The sequence below is a fragment of the Streptomyces paromomycinus genome (genome assembly GCF_003865155.1).
In the GTDB taxonomy this organism is placed as follows: Bacteria; Actinomycetota; Actinomycetes; order Streptomycetales; family Streptomycetaceae; genus Streptomyces; species Streptomyces chrestomyceticus.
The window spans coordinates 5,074,659-5,097,326 of sequence record NZ_BHZD01000001.1; the positions used below are offsets into that span (position 1 = coordinate 5,074,659).

Here is a 22,668-nt window from a genome sequence, read left to right on the forward strand (position 1 = left end):
GACCCCGAGGAAGGCCAGACGCCGCCATGATCCTGCTGCTGTCGACGTCCGACACCGACCTGCTGAGCGCCCGCGCGGCCGCCGGTCCCGTGCCGTACCGGCTCGCCAACCCCGCCCGTCTCGACCTCGCCGAGCTGCCCGCCCTGCTGGACGGCGCCGACCTGGTCGTCGTCCGTCTCCTCGGCGGCCTGCGCGCCTGGCAGGAGGGCCTGGACCAGCTCCTCGCGGCCGGCCAGACCCGGCCCGTCGTGGTGCTCACCGGCGAACAGGCGCCGGACGCGCAGCTCATGGAGGCGTCCACCGTCCCCATCGGCATCGCGGCCGAGGCGCACGCCTACCTGGCGCACGGCGGCCCCGCCAACCTGGAGCAGCTCGCCCGCTTCCTGTCCGACACCGTGCTGCTGACCGGCCACGGCTTCGAGCCGCCCGCCGCCGCGCCCTCCTGGGGCCACCTGGAGCGCTCCGCGCACCTGGCGGCCGAGGCGCGTACGGGCGCGGAGGTCGTGGCCCGTACGGACGACACGGGCGCCGCGACCGGCCCGCTGGTCGCCGTGCTCTACTACCGCGCCCACCACATGAGCGGCAACACCGGCTTCGTCGAGTCGCTGTGCGAGCGGATCGAGGAGGCCGGCGGCCGCCCGATGCCGCTGTTCGTCGCCTCGCTGCGGGCGCCCGAGCCGGAGCTGATCGAGGAGTTGCGGGCCGCCGACGCGATCGTGACGACCGTGCTGGCGGCGGGCGGCACCAAGCCCGCCGAGGCGTCGGCCGGCGGTGACGACGAGTCCTGGGACGCGGGCGCGCTGGCCGCGCTGGACGTGCCGATCCTCCAGGCCCTGTGCCTGACCGGGCCGCGCAGCGCCTGGGAGGAGAACGACGAGGGCCTGTCGCCGCTGGACGCGGCCAGCCAGATCGCGGTGCCCGAGTTCGACGGCCGGCTGATCACCGTCCCGTTCTCCTTCAAGGAGACCGACGAGGACGGCCTGCCGGTGTACGTCGCCGACCCCGAGCGCGCCGCCCGGGTGGCCGGCATCGCCGTACGGCACGCCCGGCTGCGGCACATCGCCCCCGCCGACAAGCGCCTGGCGCTGGTGCTGTCCGCGTATCCGACCAAGCACTCCCGCATCGGCAACGCGGTCGGTCTGGACACCCCGGCGAGCGCGGTGGCGCTGCTGCGCCGCCTCCGCGAGGAGGGTTACGACTACGGCGACGAGGCCGTGCCCGGCCTGGAGTCCGGCGACGGCGACGAGCTGATCTACGCGCTGATCGAGGCCGGCGGCCACGACCAGGAGTGGCTCACCGAGGAGCAGCTCGCCCGTAACCCCGTCCGTATCCCGGCCGCCGACTACAAGCGCTGGTACGGCACGCTCCCGAAGGAACTGCGCGAGCAGGTCGAGGAGCACTGGGGCCCGCCGCCCGGCGAGATGTTCGTCGACCGGAGCCAGAACCCGGACGGCGACATCGTGCTGGCGGCCCTGCGCCGCGGCAATCTGCTCATCCTCATTCAGCCGCCGCGCGGTTTCGGCGAGAATCCGATCGCGATCTACCACGACCCCGATCTGCCGCCGTCGCACCACTACCTGGCCGCCTACCGCTGGATCGCCGCCTCCCAGGAGGACGGCGGCTTCGGCGCCGACGCCATGGTCCACCTCGGCAAGCACGGCAACCTGGAGTGGCTGCCCGGCAAGAACGCCGGCCTGTCCGCCGCCTGCGGTCCGGACGCGGCCCTCGGCGACCTGCCGCTGATCTACCCGTTCCTGGTCAACGACCCGGGCGAGGGCACCCAGGCCAAGCGCCGCGTCCACGCCACGCTGGTCGACCACCTCGTGCCGCCGATGGCCCGCGCCGAGTCGTACGGCGACATCGCGCGCCTGGAGCAACTGCTGGACGAGTACGCGGCGATCTCCGCCATGGACCCGGCCAAGCTGCCCGCCATCCGCGCCCAGATCTGGACGCTGATCCAGGCCGCCAAGCTCCACCACGACCTCGGTCTGGAGGAGCGCCCGGACGACGAGGGCTTCGACGACTTCCTGCTGCACGTCGACGGCTGGCTCTGCGAGGTCAAGGACGCGCAGATCCGTGACGGCCTGCACGTCCTCGGCGGCGCGCCGGAGGGCGAGGCACGCGTCAACCTCGTCCTCGCCATCCTGCGGGCCCGGCAGATCTGGGGCGGTACGTCCTCGCTGCCCGGCCTGCGCGAGGCGCTGGGCCTGGACGAGTCGGCCGCGACCCGCACGACCGCCGACGCGGTCGAGGAGCGGGCCCGCGGCCTGGTGCAGGCCATGGACGACGCCGGGTGGGACCTGGCGGCCGTCGAGCGGGTCACCGCCGAGCTGCCCGAGGCACAGCGCGAGCCGGTGGCCGCGATCCTCGCCTTCGCCGCCCGCGAGGTCGTGCCGCGCCTGGCCGCCACCACCGACGAGATCGACCACGCCGTGCACGCGCTGGCCGGCGGTTTCGTCCCGGCGGGCCCGTCCGGATCGCCGCTGCGCGGCCTGGTCAACGTCCTGCCGACCGGCCGCAACTTCTACTCCGTCGACCCCAAGGCCGTTCCCAGCAAGCTGGCCTGGGAGACCGGCCAGGCCCTCGCCGACAGCCTCCTGGAGCGCTACCGCACCGACCACGGCGACTGGCCGACCTCGGTGGGCCTGTCCCTGTGGGGTACGAGTGCGATGCGTACCTCCGGTGACGACGTCGCCGAGGCGATGGCCCTGCTCGGCATCCGGCCCGTGTGGGACGACGCCTCGCGCCGGGTGACCGGCCTGGAGCCGATTCCGGCCGACGAACTGGGCCGTCCGCGCGTCGATGTGACGCTGCGCATCTCCGGCTTCTTCCGTGACGCGTTCCCGCACGTCATCGGCCTGCTGGACGACGCCGTACGGCTCGCCGCGTCCCTGGACGAGCCCGCCGACGTCAACTACGTCCGCGCGCACGCCCAGGCCGACCTGGCCGCGCACGGCGACGAGCGCCGCGCCACCACCCGCATCTTCGGCTCCCGCCCCGGCACGTACGGCGCGGGCCTGCTCCAGCTCATCGACTCCCGCGACTGGCGCACCGACGCGGACCTCGCCGAGGTCTACACGGTGTGGGGCGGTTACGCGTACGGGCGCGGCCTGGAAGGCTGCCCCGCGCGCGAGGAGATGGAGACCGCTTACAAGCGGATCGCGGTGGCGGCGAAGAACACCGACACCCGCGAGCACGACATCGCCGACTCGGACGACTACTTCCAGTACCACGGCGGCATGGTCGCGACCGTGCGCGCGCTCAAGGGCACCGCGCCCGAGGCGTACATCGGCGACTCCACGCGCCCGGAAACGGTCCGCACCCGCACGCTGGTCGAGGAGACCTCCCGGGTCTTCCGTGCCCGCGTGGTCAACCCGCGCTGGATCGAGGCGATGCGCCGCCACGGTTACAAGGGCGCCTTCGAACTCGCCGCGACCGTCGACTACCTGTTCGGGTACGACGCCACGACCGGCGTCGTCGCCGACTGGATGTACGACAAGCTCGCCCAGACGTACGTCCTGGACCCGGAGAACCGCGCCTTCCTCCAGGAGGCCAACCCCTGGGCCCTGCACGGCATCGCCGAGCGCCTCCTGGAGGCGGAGTCGCGCGGCATGTGGGCCGAGCCGGACAAGGAGACGCTGACGGCGCTCCGGGAGGCGTTCCTGGAGACCGAGGGCGACCTGGAGGAGAAGAGCTGACGGGCGCTTAGGCGGAGACGGACGGCGGAGCGCCGGCCGGGCTGAGTGGTCAGCCCGGCCGGCGCTCCGGTGTCTGCGCGACGCTGCCGTACGCCGCAGGAGGCGTCAGCCCGTCGTGCTGAACCCTTGACCGACCGTCAGCGTCACCACGCCCGGCCCGGCGGCCGTCGCGTCCGCCGACTTCTCCGTCTTGACGCCCGCGAGCCGGGCGGAGAGCACCTGGGCCTGTGCGTCCAGCGACGCGGGGTGGGTGATGACCGTCTCGCTGGTGCCGGGGGGCGCGTTGTCGGTGGCGACGACCGTGAAGCCCATCTTGCGCAGCGTTGCCGCCACCTCGGCCGCGTACCCCGTCTTCCCCGTGCCGTTGAGGACCCGTACCTTCACCGAACGCGCCGTGACGAGCTTCTTGGCCTCGGCGGCCAGCTTGTCCTTGCTGACCTCCTTGTCGTGCGCCAGGTCGCTGAAGAGGCCGCCGGCCTGCGGGTACTGCCAGATCACGTTCGCCTTGTCGGTGGGCACGTCCGCCTCGCGCGGGTAGTTCGGCACCGTCAGGAAGGTGAGCCGGTCGCTGGGTACGTCCTTGACCGTGGAGGCGAGCTCGGACAGCGGCTTGACGCCCGCCAGCTCCTCGTCCGTGGTGATCGACTTGGTGGCCGAGTCGAGGAAGTCGTACAGCGCGCCGGGGCTGGTCAGCTTGGACTGCGCCTTCTCGCCGAGCGCCTTCATGAACTCCTGCTGGCGGCCGATCCGGCCGAGGTCGGAGCCGTCGCCGACGCTGTAGCGGGTCCGGACGTAACCGAGCGCCTTCTCGTCCTGGACGTTCTGGCAGCCCGCCTCCATGTCCAGGTGCGCCTTCTTGTCGTGGATCGCGGTCTTCGGGCAGACCTCTATGCCCCCCAGGGCGTTGACCATGCCCTTGAAGCCCTGGAAGTCGACCGAGACGAAGTGGTCGATGCGCAGCCCGGTGTTCTTCTCGACGGTCTTGATGGTGCAGGCCGCCGCGTTGGCGACGTCACCGCCCTCGCCGCCGATGGTGAACGCTTCGTTGATCTTGAAGTGGTGCGGCTTGGACTTGCGGCCGTTGCCGCTGTCGCAGGACGGGATGGAGACCCAGGAGTCCCGCGGGAAGGAGACGGCGGTGGCCCACTCCCGGTTGGCGGCGATGTGCAGCACCATCAGGGTGTCCGACTGCATCGTCTCCAGGTTCTTGCCGTACTTGGCGTTGGCGCCCGCACGGCTGTCCGACCCGACGACGAGGATGTTCTTGGAGCCGGGACTGAGGTTGGCGGGGCGGTCGCCGCCGAGCCGGCTGCCGACGTCCGCGCCGTGGATGTTGCCGTCCAGCTTGAAGTAGATCCAGCCGCCGACCCCGGCCGTGATCAGCAGCAGGATGCCGATGATGCCGCCGGTCCAGGCGAGGACGCGGCCGCGCCGGGTCATCCGGGCCTTGCCGGGCCTGCGCCCGCGGCCGGAGCTCGCGGCACGGCCGGAACCGGTGGCACGGCCGGAGCCCGCGGCACGGCCGGAACCGGTGGCGCGGCGGGAGCCGCCGGGGCCCGCGCGGCCTGCCCGGCGGGAGCCCCCGGCGGGGCCGGGGCGGTCCGAGGGACCGCTGTGGCCCGAGGGGCCGCCCCGGCCCGCGGGGCCGGAGGTGACGGAAGAGCCGGTCTGGCCGGAGGGTGCGCCCCGCCGGGGCCGGTGCCTGTCTTGCACGCTCTAAGGTCCTTCTGGTGCGTCAGATGCCCGCGCTCGGCAGAACGAGAATCCGGTCGGGGTCGTACGGAAACCACTGCGGGCAACTGCCGCCGCTGCCGCGCATCGTACGCAACCTGCACCACAGTTCGCCTGCCCCGTCCCGCCACCAGGCGGTGATACGGCCCAACTCCCAGCCACCGTCGGGGTGTTGCAGTTCAACCGGTTGGTAGACCCACTGCACCTCCGCCTCCGGGGGCGGGCCGCCTTCCGGCGGGGGCCCGGACCTCGTCGTCATCTCCCCCTCCCGCCGCGCCCGTTGCGAACGTTTCGGCGCACTCTACAGCCAAGCTCTACAGGGCTGTAGAAGTTAGTAGGTGTGGGGCAGGTCACACAGGGGAGCGGGGCGGGTCAGGCGCGGGGGAAGGTGGCCGGTGCGGTCAGGTGCTCGCCCGGCCGGCCGTCACCTTCCTTCCATCGAGGGGCGCGGGCGCACGGAGCGGACGTCTCGCCCTCCAGGCGCTGACGGTCGCCGTACCAGAAGATGTGGTGGTGTCCGGCGCCCCCGTCCGAGGTGGCATCGTCGCGCACCGCATTCATCTCCCACGTGTCGTCGTAGGGCTTCGCGTCCGAGGTGATGCGCCAGCCGGTGTTCTTCAGGTGGTCCCGCAGCCGGTCCAGCGCGGGCCGGACCGTACCCGGCGGCACCCGGTCCAGTGCCCAGATGTGCCTGATCTGGTAGGCCCCGTCCACGGGCCGGTCGTGGAGACTGCCCTCGCCGGGCCGGTAGCAGGGGTCGGAGTAGAGCGTGTTCACCGTGCGCGTACCGGGCGGGCGGGAGTGTTCGCTCTTCGGTATGGTGCGCCGCAGCCCCAGGGCCCTGTAGGTGTCCTCGGACGTGCTGACGACCCGTTCGGCCACCTCCTCAGGGGCCGCCTCGGGGACCGCCTTCTCGGGGACCGCCTTCTCGGGGTCCGCCTCGACGGGCTTCTCGGGCGCCGGAGCCGCGGTGCCGCAGGCCGCTGCCCCCAGCACCACGAGGACCGGGACGGCTGCCGCAATGGCGCGGCGGAGGGGAGACGCCTTGGGGGCCGCGGGTGTCCCACCCCGGCCGGCGGCGGTGCTGTCGTGCTGCACGGTCGTCATCGCCGCATCGTACGGAGTGCCCCCTCGCCCCACACCCGGGAGCGCCCAGGCGCACTGCCACGCGCCCGTTCAGAGCGGCGTGGCCGCCTTGAGGACGAGGAACAAGGCCACCGCCGCGTTCAGCGCGGAGAGGGCCGAGGCGGCGGTGCCCGCGGCGGCGATCAGGGCGGCCAGGCCGGCCGGAGTGAGGGCCGGCGGCCAGCTCCGGGCCGGGGGTACGGGGCCCAGGAGCGCGGCCACCCGGCGCGGTACGGGGCCAGGGCCGGGGGCGGCGAAGCCTGCCAGCAGCGGGCCGGGCGTGGGGCGGGAGACCAGCGCGGCCTTGCCCACGGCGCGCGCGGTCAGCCGCCGGTCGCCGACGGTCCGTGCCGCCTCCTCGTCGGCCCAGCGCTCTGCGCTGAAGGCGACCGCCGTACGCAGTGGCCGCAGCAGCGGGTTCGCGCAGCCTGCCAGCCGTACGGCGAGCTGGAAGCGGTGGTGGCGCTCCGTCAGGTGGGCACGCTCGTGCGCGAGGAGGGCGCGGCGCTCGTCGCTGTCCAGGCTGCGCAGCATGCCGCGGGAGACCGCGATCCGGCCGGGCCGCGCGGGCCTGCCGGGGCGCGCGGGCAGAGCGGGGACGGCGTAGGCGTACGGGGAGTCGTCGGGCAGCACCGCCAGTTCCGTGGCGGACGGCAGGCCGTCCAGTGCGCGGTGCGTACGGGAGCGGACGCGGTAGTGGCGGCGCAGTTCGGTACCACCGGCAGTCAGGACGGTGGCGAGCGCGGCGATCGCCGCCGTACCGGCCACCTCGGCGAACGGCACCGCGGCGCGCACCTCCGGATCGGACCAGCCGTCGGGCAGCGGGTTGCCGGGGAGCTGGGCGGTGCCGACCACCAGCAGCAGCCCCAGGCACAACGTGCTGCACACGCCGAGGACCACGGACAGGGCGGTCAGCAGGCGGGTGGTGCTGCGCGGATGCAGATGCTGCCCGGCGAGGCGGGCGATCGGCAGCGCGGTCAGCGGCAGGACGAGCGGGAGGAAGACGAAGACGCCCATGGGTCAGTTCAGTCTCCGTGCGGGGGGAGGTCCGGGCCGGGGCCGGTGGCGTCGGGGCCGGGGTCCTCGCCGGTGGCGCGCTCCAGCAGGGCGCGCAGCAGCTTCTCGTCCTGGGCGGAGAGCGCCGAGACGAAGCTGGCCAGCACCGCGTCCCGGTCGGACTCGCTGTCCAGGACGCGGCGCATCCGCAGCGCGGCGAGCCCGGCCTCGTCGGCGGCCGGGAGCCACACGTAGGAGCGGCCGACGCGTTCGCGGGTGACGGCCTTCTTGGCGTGCAGGCGGGAGAGGATCGTCATCACCGTCGTGTACGCGAGGTCGCCGCCGAGGTGGTCCTGCACCCAGGCGGCGGTGGCCGGGCCGGGCGCCTGGTGCAGCGCGGCCAGCACCTGCGCCTCCAGCTCGCCCTGACCGCGGCGGCGCGCCCGGTCGCGTCCGCCCGGATGGCCGTCGAGCTCGCCCGTGTGGTCGCTGGTTCCGCCCGTGTGGTCTCCGGGTTCGCCTGTGTGGTCACCGGGCTCGCCCGTATGGCCGTCGGGTCCGCCCGTACGGCCACCGGGCCCGCCCGTATGGCCGCCGAACCTGCCCGTACGGCCGTCGGAGGGGTCCCCGTTCATCGCCGTCGCCTCCCGTCCGTACCGCACGCCCCGCGCGGCGGGGGCGTCGCCGCATCCTACTGAGGGGTCCGGGAACGCGTCCCGCCCCTCGTTCGTCATCCTCTACAGCACTGTAGATTTTGTGGCCCGCCGCACACGGGAGGCCACACCCCGACCCGGGAGGAACATCCATGGGAGTCTCGCTGGCCAAGGGCGGCAACGTCTCGCTGTCGAAGGAGGCGCCCGGCCTGACCGCCGTGACGGTGGGCCTCGGCTGGGACGTCCGGACGACCACCGGCGCCGACTACGACCTCGACGCGAGCGCCCTGCTGTGCAACGAGTCGGGCAAGGTCGTCTCGGACCGGCACTTCGTCTTCTACAACAACCTCACCAGCCCGGACGGCTCGGTCCAGCACACCGGCGACAACCTGACCGGTGAGGGCGAGGGCGACGACGAGTCGGTCAACGTGAACCTGGCGGGCGTGCCCGCCGAGGTCTCCAAGATCGTCTTCCCGGTCTCCATCCACGACGCGCAGTCCCGCGGCCAGAGCTTCGGCCAGGTCCGCAACGCCTTCATCCGCGTCGTCAACCAGGCGGACGGCAACGAGCTGGCCCGCTACGACCTGACCGAGGACGCCTCCACCGAGACCGCCATGGTCTTCGGCGAGCTGTACCGGCACGGCGCGGAGTGGAAGTTCCGCGCCGTCGGCCAGGGCTACGCGTCCGGCCTGGCCGGCATCGCGGCGGACTTCGGCGTCAACGTCTGACCCGAGCCGGACGACAGCACGGTACGACGGCGGGCCCGCGGCAGAGCTGCCGCGGGCCCGCCCGCCGTACGACGTGGTCCGGTCAGAGGTCGAACTCGGCCGGCGGGATGTCCAGCGCGTAGCAGACCTCGCGCACGACGGCCTGCTCGGTCTTGTCGAAGTCGCCGTCGGCGCCGCCGATGACGATGCCGATCTGGATGACGGCACGCGCCTCGACCGGCTTCTTCTTCACCTTGCCGATCTCCTGCATCAGGCCGACCTTGCCGAAGTCGAAGTCGGCGGTCAGCTTGTCCAGGTAGGTGTCGAAGCGACGGCGCAGATCGTCGGCGGCGAAGTTCTGCAGCACCTCGTTGGTGGCGATGAGCTGGGCCACCCGCTGCCGCTCGGAGGGGTCGACGTGTCCGTCGGCGGCGGCGACGAGCGCGCACATCGCCATGCTCGCGTCCCGGAAGGCGCCGCTCTTCAGGTCGTTCTTCTTCGCGACGAGCTGGGTCTGCATCGTCTGGGCGGAATCCTTGATCCGGTCCCACAGAGCCATGTGGATCTCCTTGTCGTTCCCGCGGGGTGCCGCGCACCGCTGCTGGTCGAGCCTTGCGCGGTCGAGTAATGCGCAAGCAAAATCTACAGGCTTGTAGATCTTCGCGGGACACCGGTTGCCGGGGTGGACGTACGGAGGCATCGGCCAGGGGGCGGCCCGGAACGTGCGGAGGGCCGGAGCGTCAGCCCCGGCCCTCCGCTTCCCCCGCTTCCCCCGCTTCCCCCGCTTCCCCCGCTTCCCCCGCTTCCCCCGCTTCCCCCGCTTCCCCCGCTTCCCCCGCTTCCCCCGCTTCCCCCGCTTCCCCCGCTTCCCCCGCTTCCCCCGTTCCCGCGTCCCCCCGCTTCCCCCGAAACGCCCCCCTCGGGCGGATTCAGCCGGTCAGGCCGTCACCCGGCCGGTCAGCGCAGCCGCAGCGCGGTGCGCAGGGTGCCGAACAGCTGCGTCTGGTCGGTGACACCGAGGACGCGGTACGCCTGCGGGCCCTGTGCGGCGATCCGGACCTGCGTACCGGTGTGCTCCTGCGACTTGCCCGGCGTGTTGGTCGAGTAGTTGACCTTCAGCTTGCCGCCCTCGTCGGTGACGAGCGTCGAGGAGAGGCCGGGCGGCTGGGCGTCCAGCGGCACGATCTGGCTGGAGTGGCCGTGGTCGGCGGTGGTGACCACGAGCGTGTCGGGGTGCTTGGCGGCGTAGTCCCGGGCCACCTTCACCGCGCGGTCGAACGCCGCGGTCTCGCCGATCTGCCCGCAGGGGTCGGCCGCGTGGTCCTGCTTGTCGATCGAGGCGCCCTCGACCTGGAGGAAGAAGCCCTTGTCCCGGCCGTGGCCGCGCTGCGCCTTCTGCTTCTTCTCCAGCAGCTGGATGGCCTTGGCGGCCTGCTCGTCCAGGGCGGGCGTGCCCTTGGACCGCTGCGGGTTGGAGGTCGTGCAGCGCTGCGGGTCGGTGCCGCCGACGGCGGCGGGCTTGCCGGTCCACTCCACGGGCACGTTGCCCGGCGCGAAGAGGCCGAGCACCGGCTTGCCGCCCGCGACGCTCTTGACCCGCTTGAGCGCGTCGCGGTCGGTGACGATCTGGTAACCCAGCTTGCGGGCCTGCTCGGCCACCGTCAGACCCTTGTACGGGCCTTCGGTGATCTTCTGGTCGAAGCGCTGCTTGCCGCCGCCGAGGAGCACGTCCACCTTGTGGTTGACGCTCTGCTCGGCGATCGAGCCCGGGCCGCCCTTGCTGATCTTGTCGGTGGGGCACTTGGCCATGTCGGCCGGGCCCTGGCAGCTGCGGTCGGTGGCGTGCGAGGCGAGCACGGCCGGGGTGGCGTCGGTCAGCTCGGCGGTGGTGACGGAGCCGGTGGCGTAACCGTTCTTCTGCGCCAGTTCCAGGATCGTCGGCAGCGCCTTGTCGGTGTCCGGCGTCTTGGAGATCCGGCCGTTGACCGTCTTGTGGCCGGTGGCCCAGCCGCTGCCGCTGGCCGCGGAGTCGGTGACGTAGTCCGGCTTCTTGTGCCGGTCGACGGCGTACGTCGTGTACGTGCCGGTCATCGGGAACTTGTCCATGTTCAGCCGCCCGGCGGCCCCCACGGTGTAGTCCCGGGCGAGGGTGATCTCGCTGTCGCCCATCCCGTCGCCGATCAGCAGGATGACGTTCTTCGCCGCCCCGCCCCGTACCGCCCGCTCCGCCTGGTCCGCCGGACCGAACGCGGCGGCTCCCGCGGGCACGGCGGCGGCGGTGGCGAGCACCACGGCGGCACCGGTGATGACGCCGCGGCGGGACAGGCGCAGTCTTCGCATGAGTTCTCCTCTTCGTACGCCGGCCGGGTGCCGACGCAGCGAAGCCCACCAGCCCACGGTGAATGCCGGGTGACCAGCACGCGGCGCCTCGGCCGCCGCCACCCCAACGGAGGGCACCGGAGTGCGGGCGGGTGCGAGGGGGTGGGCGGGGCGACGGGCACGGACCGGGCGGCCGGCGCGAGCCGGGATCGGCCGACCGGGTGGTGTTCATCCGAAGAACGGCGAATCGCGGTGGCCGGTGCTCGTGTTCCGGCGGCGCCTACACATCATGAGGAAAGTACGCAAATCGGTCATCGGGACAAGCGCCTCAGCGGCGCTGACCCACCGCTTCACCGCGGTGCCGCCCCGAGACCCCGGAACCACCGCAGGACCGAGCAGAGAAGAGAGGGATCATGGCCGCCACCAAGGTCACGAAACTCTGGACCGCCTTCCTCGTCGTCATCGTCAAGTTCCTGGCCGCCCTGGGGTTCCGCGCCCCCGCCGCGGCCTCCTCCGTGGCCTTCGCCACGATCCCCGCCCCGGCCGAGGGGGAGACGCACGGCACGGCCGCCGCGCTCGCCGCCGCCGGAGCCGAGCGCGCGACCGGGGCGAGGGAGGTGACCGCGCCGCCCGGCAGCAGGAAGCCCGCGGCCTCGGACGCTCCCGAAAGCCCGGACACAGGACGCGACTTCGGGTACCCGGGCACCGCGCCGCTGTTCGCCGCACCCCGGACGATGTACGGGCGGACCCTGCCGCCGACGATGAAGCAGCGCATCCGCGCCGAGGCGCACGGCGCGGCTCCCAGTTCCCGCTGCGTGCAGTCCGACGCCTTCGACGCCCCGTACGCGGCTCCGTACCCGGCCCCGTACAGCGCCCCCGTGGGCGCGCCGCCGGCCCGCGCCGCCGCGGTGCCGTCGCCCCGCGGCGCGGTGCCCGCCGCCCGGCGCCCCGAGCGCGTCCTCTGTCCGGCCTGAGCTGGACGGAGTGCGTGCCCGGGCCGAGCCGGGCGCTCCGATCCGTGCCGAGTGCGTGAGATCCGTACTGAGTGGCGTGACCGATCCGCACTGAGTGGCGGGCCTGATCCGTATCGAGTGCGGGCCTGATCCGTACCGGGTACGGGACCGAGTCGCAACCGCGTGAGCCCGTGAGCTTGTGGGCCGTACGGCGCAGGTGACGGCAGACGTACCGGATACCGGCAGCAACTCCCCGGCCCCGACCGTCTTACGGAAGCGGCCTCCTGGCGGCCTCGTGAGTGAGGTCCAGGTCGAGGCGGCGTTCCCGGTCACCGGCGGCGAGCGTGACCCGGTCGGCGTGCGGCGGGTAGCCGGCGGCCGTCAGCGTGTAGGCGCCGCCAGCGAGTCCGGTGAAGGCGAAGGTGCCGTCCGGACCGGTCGTGGTGTGGACGGTGTGGACGGCGGGTGAACCGCCCTGATGCTGAAGAGTGACGGCGGCGTCCGGCAGCGGGCGTCCGTGCGGGTCCCGTACGGTGCCGCGGACCGCGGCCGCCGGATCGAGCCGGGCATCCTGACGTGCGGGTGTGCCGGGAGACATGAGTGAGCGCGCGAGCGGGCGGTGGCCCGTGGCGCTCAGTACCAGGGTGAAGTCCCCGGGCGTGAGCCCGGTCAGTTCCCAACTGCCCTGCGCGTCGGCCGTCGTGGTGGCCACGACCGCGCCGTGCGCGTCGGTGAGGACGACGCGTCCGCCGTCGAGCGGGGTGCCGTCGGTGCCGCCGAGCAGGGTGCCGTGGATGCGGTGGGAGCCGGGCCGGGGTGTGGTGACGAGGGTCGACGCGGGCGTGGTGGCGCCCGCGGGATCCGGTCGCCGACTGCTGTCCGACGCACCCGCCTTCTCGCCGCCCGAAGCAGTCACCTTCCCGCCGTCCGAGGCGTGGCCCTTCCCGGGGTCCGGAGTGTGGCCCTTCCCGCCGTCCGAGACCTGCCCCTTCGCGCCGTCCGAGGGGCGGCCCTTCTCGCCGCCCGAGGCGCTCCCCTCCCCGTCGCCGCCCGGAGCGACCAGCTCGAAGCCCCCGCTCTTCTCCCCGCCGCGCGCGAGCAGTTGCGGGCGGGACGCCGCGCGCTGGGACGGGAGGAACGCCGCCAGGACGAGTCCGACGGCGACCGCGCCGGTGGCGATGGCGAACGAGGTGCGGAACCCGGCCATGGTCGGCACCGAGACCGCACCCGCAGGAGCGGACATGTGGGCCAGCACCATGCCGATGACGGCGCTCGACACGGACGTGCCGATGGAGCGCATCAAGGTGTTGAGGCCGTTGGCGGCGCTGGTCTCCGACGGGTCGACGGCGCCGACGATCAGGGCGGGCAGCGAGGAGTACGCCAGGCCGATGCCCGCGCCGACGATCACCGAGATGATCACGGTCTGCCAGGCGGCGCTCATCAGGCCGAGCCCGGCGCCGTACCCGACGGCGATGACCAGCATGCCGAGCATGAGGGTGGCCTTGGGCCCGCGCCGGGCGGACATCCGCGCGTACACCGGGGCGGTGAGCATCATCGTCAGGCCGAGCGGGGCCACGCACAGGCCCGCCACCACCATCGACTGGCCCAGCCCGTACCCGGTGGACGCCGGGAGCTGGAGGAGCTGCGGCAGGACGAGGGAGATCGCGTAGAAGGCGACGCCGACCATGATGGACGTGAGGTTGGTGAGCAGGACCTCGCGGCGGGCGGTGGTGCGCAGGTCCACCAGCGGGGCGGCGACGCGCAGTTCGAACACGCCCCACAGGACCAGGAGGACGACCGCGCCGCCGAAGAGCCCGAGGGTGGTGGGCGAACCCCAGCCCCAGTCACTGCCCTTGGTGACCGGCAGCAGCAGGCAGACCAGGCCGCCGGTCAGTCCGATGGCGCCGAGGACGTCGAAGCGCCCGGAAGCCCGTACGGAGGTCTCGGGGACGAAGGCCACGCTGAGCAGCATGGCCAGTACGCCCAGACCCGCGGCGCCGAAGAACAGCGCGTGCCAGTCGGCCTGCTGGGCGACCAGGGACGCGGCGGGCAGCGCGAGGCCGCCGCCGACGCCGATGGACGAACTCATCAGCGCCATGGCCGAGCCGAGGCGTTCCCTGGGCAGTTCGTCGCGCATGATGCCGATGCCGAGCGGGATGGCGCCCATGGCGAAGCCCTGTAGCGCCCTGCCGACCAGCATCGTGATCATGTCAACCGTAAAGCCGCAGATCAGCGAGCCGAGGACCATGAACGCCAGGCTCGTCAGCAGCATCCGGCGCTTGCCGTACAGATCGCCGAGCCGGCCCATGATGGGGGTGGCGACGGCGCCGGTGAGCAGCGTCGCCGTCATCACCCAGGTGGCGTTGCTCGGGGCGGTGGCCAGGAGCGTCGGCAGGTCCTTGATGACCGGTACGAGCATCGTCTGCATGACGGCGACGACGATGCCGGCGAAGGCGAGTACGGGGACGACGGCGCCGCTCCCGGTCCGCCGGGCCCCTTCGGGAGCTCCAAGGGCTGCTGCGGTGGGGTCGGGCAGGGGATGGGCGGCGGTGGGCGCCGGCTCCCCGGCGCGCTGTTCCGTCGTCTGCGGCATAGGTGCGGCCTCCGGTGGGGACAAGTGGATGCCCCCTGAACGTTTTTGTCGTGGTGGGCATTCCAACCCCCGTCGAAAAGTCGCGTCGCGACCGGAGCCCCCCGATAAGTCCCGTCTCAGGCACCCGGTTTGCGCGTCATCGCCCAGGTGTGCGGCCCGCCGCCCGGAATCGGGTAGTCGGCGGTCACCTTGAACCCGAGGCGCTCGTAGAAGCGCACATTGCGTGCGTCGGAGGCCTCCAGGAAGGCGGGCAGCCCCGCCGCCTCGGCGGCCTCCAGCCCGGGAAGGACCACCGCCCGGCCCAGGCCGCGGCCCTGGCACCCGGGATCGACCCCCACCGAGCCGAGGAACCACACGGTCTCCCCGGGGCGGTGCACGCCCATGGCGGCCTCGGCCTGCGCGGACGCCTCGGCGCGGCCCCCGGCTGTCTCCGCGAACAGGGGCCCGGGTTCGGCGAAGACATCGCCCGCCGCCGCGGTCTCCGGGGTGGTCCACACGGCCACCGCGGCACCGTCGTCGGCCACCCACACCCGGCCGTGCTCCAGCCTGATCCGGGTGACGAACAGTTCGTTGAAGCGGTGCAGACGGGCGGCGTGGTCGTCGGCCGCGACGGTGTGGCGGGACGTACGGTGCGGTGGGCGGCGGGACGTACAGTGCGCGGCGCGGCACGGCACGGCGCGGAATGGCACGGCACGGCACGGAACGGACGGCCCGGCACGCGGCCACGGAGTACAGACTCAGGACATGACCGTCAACGTGCAAGGCACCTGGAAGCTGACGACCGTCGGGCCGCCCACCGGACTGCTGATGCCGAGGGTGCCGTCGAAGGCGGCCAGCCGCCGCTGGATGCCCCGCAGGCCGCTGCCGTTCTCCAGCTCCAGGCCCGCGCCGCCGTTGCCGTCGTCGGTGACGCTGACGGCGAGCGCGCCGGAGCGGTACCGGATGTCGATCAGCACCCGCTGCGCGCCGGAGTGCTTGGTGGCGTTGGTGAGCAGCTCGCAGACGGCGAAGTAGGCGGCGGACTCCACGGCGGGCTCCGGGCGGGACGGCAGGTCCGCGGTCACCTGGGCCTGGAGGCGGCTCTCCAGGGCGAGCGAGCGGACGGCGTCGACAAGGCCGCGGTCGGCGAGCACCGGCGGGTGGATGCCGCGGACGAGGTCGCGCAGCTCCTCCAGCGCGCGCATGGAGGCGTCGCGGGTCTCGGCCAGCAGCGTACGGACGGCCTCGGGGTTCTCGTCCAGGAGCGATTCGGCGGCGCCCAGCTTCATGCCCATGGCCAGCAGCCGGGCCTGCGCCCCGTCGTGCAGGTCGCGCTCGATGCGGCGGATCTCGGCCGCGGACGAGTCGACGGCATCGGTACGGGTGCGGGCCAGGTGCTCCACCCGCAGGCCCATCTCGGCCTTGGCGGTGGGCGCCAGCAGGGAGCGCGTGATGCGGGCGTGCAGGCGCAGCACGTACGGCCCGATCAGCAGGCCGACGGGAATCTCGGCCAGTCCGAGGCCGGCGGCGATCCAGGCGGTCTCCTGGCTGCGTACGGGAACGAACAGGTACCAGGTGCCGTCCCAGACCCCGGTCACCGGCTCCCAGATGAACGGCAGCGCCATCCCGAACAGGCCGTGCACGAGCATCCCGAACGGGACGATCGCGAGGAGACCGGTCACGGTGACGGCGCACTGCGCCCACAGCACATCGCGCCAGGTGGCGCTGTCGGTGAAGACCGCCTCACAGCGGCGCCAGGCACCCTTCCAGCCGTCTCCCGCGCGGGGCACGGGACGGTACGGCTCGCCGATCGGCACCCCCGTCTTCCCGGTCAGGCGCCGCTGCACGTCCGCTGCCCAACGCAGGGCTGCGACCAGGCCCGGCACGAGGAACAGGCCGAACCCGAGCAGCACCAGGGGCATCCCGGCGAGGGCGGCCCAGGCGACGACGACGGCGAGCAAGCCGACGAAGAACATGCTCAGCCCGCGCCCCATGGCCGACCAGCCGGCGGCGAACCAGTTGCGTCCCTGACGCACGCCCTGAACATCAGCGCCCGGTCCCGGACCTTCGGCCATCTCACTCGTCTCCATTCCGATGCGCGCACACGGGTCCGCATACGCATCCATGACGCGTCCACCACGCATCCATCGTCCGACGCGCGGCGCCGGTAATCAGTGGTGCTAGCCCTACTTCCGCGCGGTGACCGCGGAGGCGGCCGTCGCCGGCCGGAGGGGGGTGTGGTGGTCGTCCTGGTCGTGCTGCACATAGGTCAGATACGCCAGGACCGCCTGCACCCGGCGGTTGTCGTCCTTGGACGGCAGCAACTGGAGCTTCGTGAAGATGCTGTTGATGTGTTTGCCGATCGCCTTGTCCGTGACGAACAGCGCCTCGGCGATGGCGGCGTTCGACCGGCCCTCGGCCATCAGCCCCAGCACCTCCGACTCGCGCCGGGTGAGGAGGTCCAAGGGCTCGCGGCGCGGGCCGTTGCGCAGCAGCCGCTCGACGACCGCGGGGTCCATGGCCGTACCGCCGTCCGCGACGCGGCGCACCGCCGCGATGAACTGGCGGCTGTCGAGCACCCGGTCCTTGAGCAGGTAGCCGACCGCCCCCGCGCCGTCCGCGAGCAGTTCACGGGCGTACAGCGGCTCCACGTACTGCGAGAGGACCAGGACGGGCAGGCCGGGGACGCGGCGACGGGCCTCCAGCGCGACCTGGATGCCCTCGTCGGAGAAGGACGGCGGTAACCGTACGTCCACGACGGCCACGTCGGGCCGCTCGTCGAGCAGCGCGCGCAGCAGCTCCGGCGCGCTGCCGACGGAGGCGACGACCGTGCAGCCGTGGGCCGTCAGCAAGTGCTCCATGCCCTCCCGCAGGAGAACCAGATCTTCCCCGAGAACAACCCGCATCCTGAGTCTCCCCCCTCCGGTTCCGGACCCTACCCCGAGCCTCCGGCACCTCAAGGGCAATCCGGCTAAGTCCGGCGGTATCCGGCAAACCACCGCCTTACTTCCGCAAGTCGCCTGCTCAGCACGGAGTTACGAAACGGCCCTCACTGTCCACGCACCTCCTCCATGGAGTTGGATGTACAAGGCAGGCACCCTCTGCCTGCTCGCTCGTCCCGCACGAGAACACCGCTCGACCAGAAGCACGACAGTTACGGAGCGTTCCCACTTGACTGCCAGAGTCCTGACCACGCGAGTAGCGGCCGTCGCAGGCGGCGCCCTGCTCGCCCTCTCCCCCCTGACCGCGCAGGCCGCTCAGGTCACACCCCCCACGCAGAACGCCCCCTCCACCCACGCCCTCCAGACCCCGCAGACCCCGCGGCCCACCCAGACCGCACCCGTCATCGCGGCCAAGGGCGCGACCCTGGTCGACGGCGCGACCGGCACCTCCCTCTTCGCCAAGGAGGCGGACACCGCCCGCCCCATCGCCAGCACGGCGAAGATCATGGCCGCCTCCGTGGTGCTCGACACCAAGGGCGTCGACCTGGAGCGCCGGGTCCCCGTCAAGCAGGAGTACCGGGACTTCGTCACCCAGCACGGCTCCAGCACCGCGGACCTCCAGACCGGTGACAAGCTCACCGTCCGCCAGCTGCTCTACGCCGCCCTGCTGCCCTCCGGCGCCGACGCCGCCTACGCCCTCGCCGACACCTTCGGGACCGGCAGCACCAACGACGAGCGCACCGCCTCCTTCATCGCCCAGATGAACCACAAGGCCGGCGAACTGGGCCTCGCCCACACCAAGTTCGACTCCTTCGACGGCGCGGGCGCCGACGCCAGCACCCCCGACGAGCTGGTCAAGCTCGCCCGCCACGCCATGCAGAACGACACCTTCCGTACGGTCGTCAAGACCAAGCAGTACAAGGGCGAGGCACCCGCGGCCAACGGCCGCACCCGCTACTACACCTGGAACAACACCAACCAGCTGCTCGGCTCCTACGACGGCGTCATCGGCATCAAGACCGGCACCACCACCCCGGCCGGCGACTGCCTGGTCTTCGCCGCCACCCGCGGCGACAAGACCCTCTACGGCACCGTCCTCAACAGCAAGGACCGCTACGCCGACGCCGCCAAGCTGCTCGACCACGGCTTCGGCACCACCAAGGCCAAGACACTGAAACTGCGCGCCCTTCCGGCTGACACCCAGCGCGACTGACCGTCCCCCGGTTCCGGCACGACGGGGCGCGACCGCGCAGGCGGCCGCGCCCTACGCGCGAAACGCGCCCGCCACCGCTCGACCTGGACACTGCGGGCCCGGCCGTCAACTCGGCACGTGATTCCCACCTTGTGGCACGCACTGGCACGCGACCCGGAATTGGTCTGGACAACAAACAAGTCCCAGGTCACTGACCTGGGACTTCGTCATGGAGCGGGTGACGGGAATCGAACCCGCGCTCTGAGCTTGGGAAGCTCATGTTCTACCATTAAACTACACCCGCTTGAGCGCCGCCTGTGGTGAGGACGGTGCAGCGTCGCACACTCTACCCCATCGCGGACCCCCGGTGCAGTTGGCCGTGGGGTCCGGTCGCGTTCGGGGGGTGGGTTGTGGTCTGGGGTGCGGGAGTTGGGGCGTACGGTGGGGGCGCGGAGTGCCGCGTGTGATGGCGCCCAGTTCATCCCCTAATGTGGCTTTTGTTGTCCACGCACTTGGGAGAGAACTTGATGGAGCGCACCGTCGTACGTTGTGCCGAGGGGCACGTGTTCAGCACCGCTTCGTTTCCCATGCAGACCACGGACCGGCTCGGCCCCGCCCGGCTGCTGCGGTGTCCGCGCTGCGCGCGGCTGCGGCATTCGGTGCCGGTGGGGTGCGAGAAGCGCTGAGGTCGAGGCCGCCGGGCGGTGACCGTACGCCGTCGGGCGGCGGTCCCCCGGTGGGGCGGAGGCGAAACGGACGGCAGCCGGTGGAGCGGCTGTGAGATGTGTGGGCGAGGGCCCGGTTCCCTGCGGTGGGGGCCGGGCCCTCGTCGTACGGAGGGGCGGGCCCGGGGGCGGGCCGGGGCGGTGGTGTGCGGGGCGGGTGGGGGCGGGCGCGTATCCTCGATGCGTGCTTCTCTCAGACAAGGACATCCGGACCGAGATCGACGCGGGCCGGGTCCGCATCGATCCCTATGACGAGTCGATGGTGCAGCCGTCGAGTATCGATGTGCGCCTCGACCGGTACTTCCGGGTGTTCGAGAACCACCGGTACCCGCACATCGACCCCGCCGTGGAGCAGCAGGACCTGACGCGCGAGGTGGTGCCGGAGGGGGACGAGGCGTTCATCCTGCACCCCGGCGAGTTCGTGCTCGCGTCGACGTACGAGGTCATCACGCTGCCCGACGATCTTGCCTCGCGGCTGGAGGGCAAGAGCTCGCTGGGGCGGCTGGGGCTGCTGACGCACTCGACGGCCGGCTTCATCGACCCGGGTTTCAGCGGACATGTCACGCTGGAGCTGAGCAATGTCGCGACGCTGCCGATAAAGCTGTGGCCCGGCATGAAGATCGGGCAGCTGTGCATGTTCCGGCTGACGTCGGCCGCCGAGCACCCGTACGGCTCCGCCAAGTACGGCTCGCGGTACCAGGGCCAGCGGGGGCCGACGCCCTCGCGGTCGTTCCAGAATTTTCATCGGACCCAGGTCTGAGAGTGCGAGAGAACCAGTGAGTGGTGTGCGGGAGAACCTGACGTACGAGCGCTTCGGCGGCGCGATCCGTGAGCTGGCGCAGACGATCGCCGACGACGGGTACGAGCCCGACATCGTGCTGTCGATCGCGCGCGGCGGCGTCTTCGTGGCCGGCGGGCTGGCGTACGCGCTGGACTGCAAGAACATCCACCTGGTGAACGTGGAGTTCTACACCGGCGTCGGTACGACCCTGGAGATGCCGGTCATGCTGGCGCCCGTACCGAACGCGATCGACTTCTCGGACAAGAAGGTGCTGATCGCGGACGACGTGGCCGACACCGGCAAGACGCTGAAGCTGGTGCACGACTTCTGCCTGGGGACGGTGGCCGAGGTCCGCAGCGCGGTGATCTACGAGAAGTCGCACTCGCTGGTGAAGTGCGAGTACGTGTGGAAGCGCACGGACGAGTGGATCAACTTCCCGTGGAGCGTCGAGCCGCCGGTGGTGCGGCGTGAGGGGCAGGTTCTCGACGCCTGAGGGCTGTCGGACAGGCATAGGGGACGCTGGGAAGCGCATCGGGCGGTGACGGCCCGGTGCGCTTCTTGTTGTTCGGGCGGTGACGGCCCGGTGCGCTTCTTGTTGTTTAGAGCGCGGGCTGTGAATTCGGGCCAATCCCGTTCCGGGTGTTCCACCGGTGCCTACCTACGAGTAGAAACCGGCGGAGACAGCAGACCGGAAGCCGGGGAGGCCCAAGGGTGCGTGTGAGAGCGGGGCGGCTGACGGCCGTCGCAGCGGCGTTGGCGGTGGGGTTCGGCGGAGCGGGCGGGGTCGCGGGGGTGGGCGCCGGCACGGCGGTGGCCGCCCCGGCCGGCCCCGCGGCGGCCAAGCCGCTGCCGCCCGAACTGGAGAAGATCAGGGCGGCCGAGGCCGTCGAGCTGTACGGGGACGCCGCCGAGCGGCCGGCCGCGCAGCGGAAGTCGTCCCTGATCTCGCTGGGGGACAGCGAGATATCGGGGGAGGGGGTGGGGACGTACGAGCAGGGGACGAACGGGCCGGACAACTGGTGTCACCGTTCGCCGGACGCGGCCGTCCACCGGACCGGGATAGCGGCGGACGTGACGTACAACGTCGCCTGCTCCGGTGCGTACACCGGGAATATCAACATCGGCGGTACCAAGCAGTACGCCGACGAGCTGGTGCAGAGCGACAGCCTGGCGATCAAGGCCAGGAACACCCGGCTGAAGATGGTGCTGCTGGTCGCCGGGGCCAACGACGACCTCCAGTTCGGGCCGGTGATGACGGACTGCGTCACCCGCTGGTTCACCTTGCAGGGGCCCTGCGAGCCCAAGTACCAGCCGGGGTGGCAGGGGCGCGTCGACGCGCTGGTGCCCAAGGTCGAGAAGAGCGTGCGCGACCTGCGGACCGTGATGCGCGACGCGGGGTACGCGGACGGCGACTACAAGCTGGTCGTGATGGGTTACCCGAGCCCCATCGGCCCGGATGTCGAGGACAACCCGAACTTCCCGGGCAAACTGCCGGGCGGCTGCACGGGCTACACCTCCGACTCGGCGTGGGGCCGCAACACGGCCGTACCGGTCTTCGAGAAGGGCATGCGGAAGGTCGCGGCGGACACCGGCGCCACCTACCTGGACAACTCGCGGCTCTTCCACGGCCACGAGGTCTGCATGGAGGACACCTGGGCCCGCGGCCTGTACGTGGACCTGGCGAACCCCTTCCCGCCGAACGCCAACTCCGTACGGCAGTCCTTCCACCCGAACGCGCGCGGCCACGCCGCCTTCGCCTCCTGCCTCACTCAGCTGTACGCGTCGGACCGGCGCGAGGCGTCCTGCGCCGACCCCGCGAGCACCGGACAGCCGCGGCTATACCCGCTGGCCTGGGACGACGTGTACAAGCCGCTGAAGAACGCCGGTACCGGCAGCTGTGTGGACGCCAAGGGCGCGAGCAGCAGTAACGGTACGGCGGTCGTCGGCTGGGACTGCAACGGCCAGCGGAACCAGGACTGGTGGCAGGACGCGGAGCGCCGCTCGGTGCACGTGGGACTGACGCAGGACCGGTGCCTGGACGTGCCGGGCGCCAAGTACGAGGCCGGGGCCGGCCTGGTGCTGTGGAACTGCTCGGGCGCGGCCAACCAGCAGTTCACCAAGGACGCCGCGAGCGGGTCGGTCCGGCCGGCGGCCGCGCCGGGGCTGTGCCTGACGCTGGGCTCGGCGAAGGACGCGGTACGGCTGCAGAAGTGCGACGGTTCGGCGGCGCAGCGGTTCGTGTGACCCCGTGACCCGCTGATACGCGGAAGGCCC

The 22,668-nt window shown here is 72.2% G+C and carries 18 protein-coding genes and 1 tRNA gene; 7 read left to right on the top strand and 12 right to left on the bottom strand.

The annotated features are described in order from the left end of the window. Nucleotides 1-26: 26 nt before the first annotated feature. Nucleotides 27-3,698, top strand: a complete 3,672-nt coding sequence (cobN, locus tag OEIGOIKO_RS21505) for a cobaltochelatase subunit CobN (protein ID WP_125055415.1) — start codon at nt 27-29, stop codon at nt 3,696-3,698. A gap of 105 nt (nt 3,699-3,803) precedes the next feature. Here cobN and OEIGOIKO_RS21510 read toward each other — a convergent pair whose 3' ends face one another. From OEIGOIKO_RS21510 to OEIGOIKO_RS21535, 5 genes are all read right to left on the bottom strand, one after another. Further along, complete coding sequence (locus tag OEIGOIKO_RS21510; RefSeq protein ID WP_125055416.1) at nt 3,804-5,138, bottom strand: LCP family protein; 1,335 nt, start codon at nt 5,136-5,138, stop codon at nt 3,804-3,806. 295 nt (nt 5,139-5,433) lie between these two features. Continuing rightward, entirely contained in the window at nt 5,434-5,688 is a 255-nt protein-coding gene (locus tag OEIGOIKO_RS21520) for a hypothetical protein (protein ID WP_246177469.1), read from the bottom strand. 113 nt (nt 5,689-5,801) lie between these two features. Then, nucleotides 5,802-6,536 (bottom strand): hypothetical protein, encoded by a 735-nt coding sequence (locus OEIGOIKO_RS21525; RefSeq protein ID WP_125055418.1) that lies wholly within the window; start codon nt 6,534-6,536, stop codon nt 5,802-5,804. A 69-nt stretch (nt 6,537-6,605) separates the two neighbouring features. Then, nucleotides 6,606-7,571, bottom strand: coding sequence for a M56 family metallopeptidase (locus OEIGOIKO_RS21530; RefSeq protein WP_125055419.1), 966 nt, complete (start codon nt 7,569-7,571; stop codon nt 6,606-6,608). An 8-nt stretch (nt 7,572-7,579) separates the two neighbouring features. Further along, nucleotides 7,580-7,969, bottom strand: a complete 390-nt coding sequence (locus OEIGOIKO_RS21535) for a BlaI/MecI/CopY family transcriptional regulator (protein ID WP_125058845.1) — start codon at nt 7,967-7,969, stop codon at nt 7,580-7,582. A 386-nt stretch (nt 7,970-8,355) separates the two neighbouring features. Here OEIGOIKO_RS21535 and OEIGOIKO_RS21540 point away from each other — a divergent pair, with 386 nt between their 5' ends. Then, a complete protein-coding gene (locus tag OEIGOIKO_RS21540; RefSeq protein ID WP_125055420.1) occupies nt 8,356-8,931 on the top strand; it encodes a TerD family protein in 576 nt (191 codons plus the stop codon). 82 nt (nt 8,932-9,013) lie between these two features. Here the strand turns inward: OEIGOIKO_RS21540 and OEIGOIKO_RS21545 are convergent, their stop codons facing one another. After that, a complete protein-coding gene (locus OEIGOIKO_RS21545) occupies nt 9,014-9,469 on the bottom strand; it encodes a tellurite resistance TerB family protein (protein WP_125055421.1) in 456 nt (151 codons plus the stop codon). Nucleotides 9,470-9,867: 398 nt separating this feature from the next. Next, nucleotides 9,868-11,250: an alkaline phosphatase gene (locus OEIGOIKO_RS21550; protein WP_125055422.1), complete on the bottom strand. Its 1,383-nt coding sequence runs from the start codon at nt 11,248-11,250 to the stop codon at nt 9,868-9,870. A 392-nt stretch (nt 11,251-11,642) separates the two neighbouring features. On the opposite strand from OEIGOIKO_RS21550, the gene OEIGOIKO_RS21555 reads away from it, so the two are divergent. Beyond that, entirely contained in the window at nt 11,643-12,203 is a 561-nt protein-coding gene (locus OEIGOIKO_RS21555; protein WP_125055423.1) for a DUF6344 domain-containing protein, read from the top strand. 247 nt (nt 12,204-12,450) lie between these two features. Here the strand turns inward: OEIGOIKO_RS21555 and OEIGOIKO_RS21560 are convergent, their stop codons facing one another. The 4 genes from OEIGOIKO_RS21560 to OEIGOIKO_RS21575 all read right to left on the bottom strand — a co-directional run bounded on the left by OEIGOIKO_RS21560 (nt 12,451) and on the right by OEIGOIKO_RS21575 (nt 17,660). Next, nucleotides 12,451-14,775, bottom strand: coding sequence for an MFS transporter (locus tag OEIGOIKO_RS21560; RefSeq protein ID WP_125055424.1), 2,325 nt, complete (start codon nt 14,773-14,775; stop codon nt 12,451-12,453). Nucleotides 14,776-14,891: 116 nt separating this feature from the next. After that, the gene (locus OEIGOIKO_RS21565) at nt 14,892-15,464 is read right to left on the bottom strand and encodes a GNAT family N-acetyltransferase (RefSeq protein WP_125055425.1); all 573 of its coding nucleotides are present in this window, start codon (nt 15,462-15,464) and stop codon (nt 14,892-14,894) included. Nucleotides 15,465-15,512: 48 nt separating this feature from the next. After that, nucleotides 15,513-16,790 carry a sensor histidine kinase gene (locus tag OEIGOIKO_RS21570; protein WP_246177470.1) on the bottom strand — a complete coding sequence of 426 codons (1,278 nt, stop codon included), beginning with the start codon at nt 16,788-16,790 and terminating at the stop codon, nt 15,513-15,515. A 150-nt stretch (nt 16,791-16,940) separates the two neighbouring features. Then, nucleotides 16,941-17,660: a response regulator transcription factor gene (locus OEIGOIKO_RS21575; RefSeq protein ID WP_125055427.1), complete on the bottom strand. Its 720-nt coding sequence runs from the start codon at nt 17,658-17,660 to the stop codon at nt 16,941-16,943. Nucleotides 17,661-17,925: 265 nt separating this feature from the next. Between OEIGOIKO_RS21575 and OEIGOIKO_RS21580 the strand changes: the two genes are divergently transcribed. Next, nucleotides 17,926-18,909, top strand: a complete 984-nt coding sequence (locus OEIGOIKO_RS21580; protein WP_125055428.1) for a D-alanyl-D-alanine carboxypeptidase family protein — start codon at nt 17,926-17,928, stop codon at nt 18,907-18,909. A 209-nt stretch (nt 18,910-19,118) separates the two neighbouring features. Here the strand turns inward: OEIGOIKO_RS21580 and OEIGOIKO_RS21585 are convergent. Further along, nucleotides 19,119-19,192: transfer RNA gene (locus tag OEIGOIKO_RS21585), tRNA-Gly, on the bottom strand. Nucleotides 19,193-19,797: 605 nt separating this feature from the next. Here OEIGOIKO_RS21585 and dcd point away from each other — a divergent pair. From dcd to OEIGOIKO_RS21600, 3 genes are all read left to right on the top strand, one after another. Beyond that, nucleotides 19,798-20,373, top strand: a complete 576-nt coding sequence (gene dcd, locus OEIGOIKO_RS21590; RefSeq protein ID WP_030017817.1) for a dCTP deaminase — start codon at nt 19,798-19,800, stop codon at nt 20,371-20,373. 16 nt (nt 20,374-20,389) lie between these two features. Next, nucleotides 20,390-20,887, top strand: coding sequence for a phosphoribosyltransferase (locus OEIGOIKO_RS21595; protein WP_030017816.1), 498 nt, complete (start codon nt 20,390-20,392; stop codon nt 20,885-20,887). 218 nt (nt 20,888-21,105) lie between these two features. Continuing rightward, complete coding sequence (locus OEIGOIKO_RS21600) at nt 21,106-22,638, top strand: ricin-type beta-trefoil lectin domain protein (protein WP_371858950.1); 1,533 nt, start codon at nt 21,106-21,108, stop codon at nt 22,636-22,638. Nucleotides 22,639-22,668 lie beyond the last annotated feature (30 nt).

Coding starts and splice junctions, on each gene's coding strand:
- cobN (WP_125055415.1), top strand. CDS start 27: ATGATCCTGCTGCTGTCGACGTCCGACACCGACCTGCTGAGCGCCCGC.
- OEIGOIKO_RS21510 (WP_125055416.1), bottom strand. CDS start 5,138: ATGACCCGGCGCGGCCGCGTCCTCGCCTGGACCGGCGGCATCATCGGC.
- OEIGOIKO_RS21520 (WP_246177469.1), bottom strand. CDS start 5,688: ATGACGACGAGGTCCGGGCCCCCGCCGGAAGGCGGCCCGCCCCCGGAG.
- OEIGOIKO_RS21525 (WP_125055418.1), bottom strand. CDS start 6,536: ATGACGACCGTGCAGCACGACAGCACCGCCGCCGGCCGGGGTGGGACA.
- OEIGOIKO_RS21530 (WP_125055419.1), bottom strand. CDS start 7,571: ATGGGCGTCTTCGTCTTCCTCCCGCTCGTCCTGCCGCTGACCGCGCTG.
- OEIGOIKO_RS21540 (WP_125055420.1), top strand. CDS start 8,356: ATGGGAGTCTCGCTGGCCAAGGGCGGCAACGTCTCGCTGTCGAAGGAG.
- OEIGOIKO_RS21545 (WP_125055421.1), bottom strand. CDS start 9,469: ATGGCTCTGTGGGACCGGATCAAGGATTCCGCCCAGACGATGCAGACC.
- OEIGOIKO_RS21550 (WP_125055422.1), bottom strand. CDS start 11,250: ATGCGAAGACTGCGCCTGTCCCGCCGCGGCGTCATCACCGGTGCCGCC.
- OEIGOIKO_RS21555 (WP_125055423.1), top strand. CDS start 11,643: ATGGCCGCCACCAAGGTCACGAAACTCTGGACCGCCTTCCTCGTCGTC.
- OEIGOIKO_RS21560 (WP_125055424.1), bottom strand. CDS start 14,775: ATGCCGCAGACGACGGAACAGCGCGCCGGGGAGCCGGCGCCCACCGCC.
- OEIGOIKO_RS21575 (WP_125055427.1), bottom strand. CDS start 17,660: ATGCGGGTTGTTCTCGGGGAAGATCTGGTTCTCCTGCGGGAGGGCATG.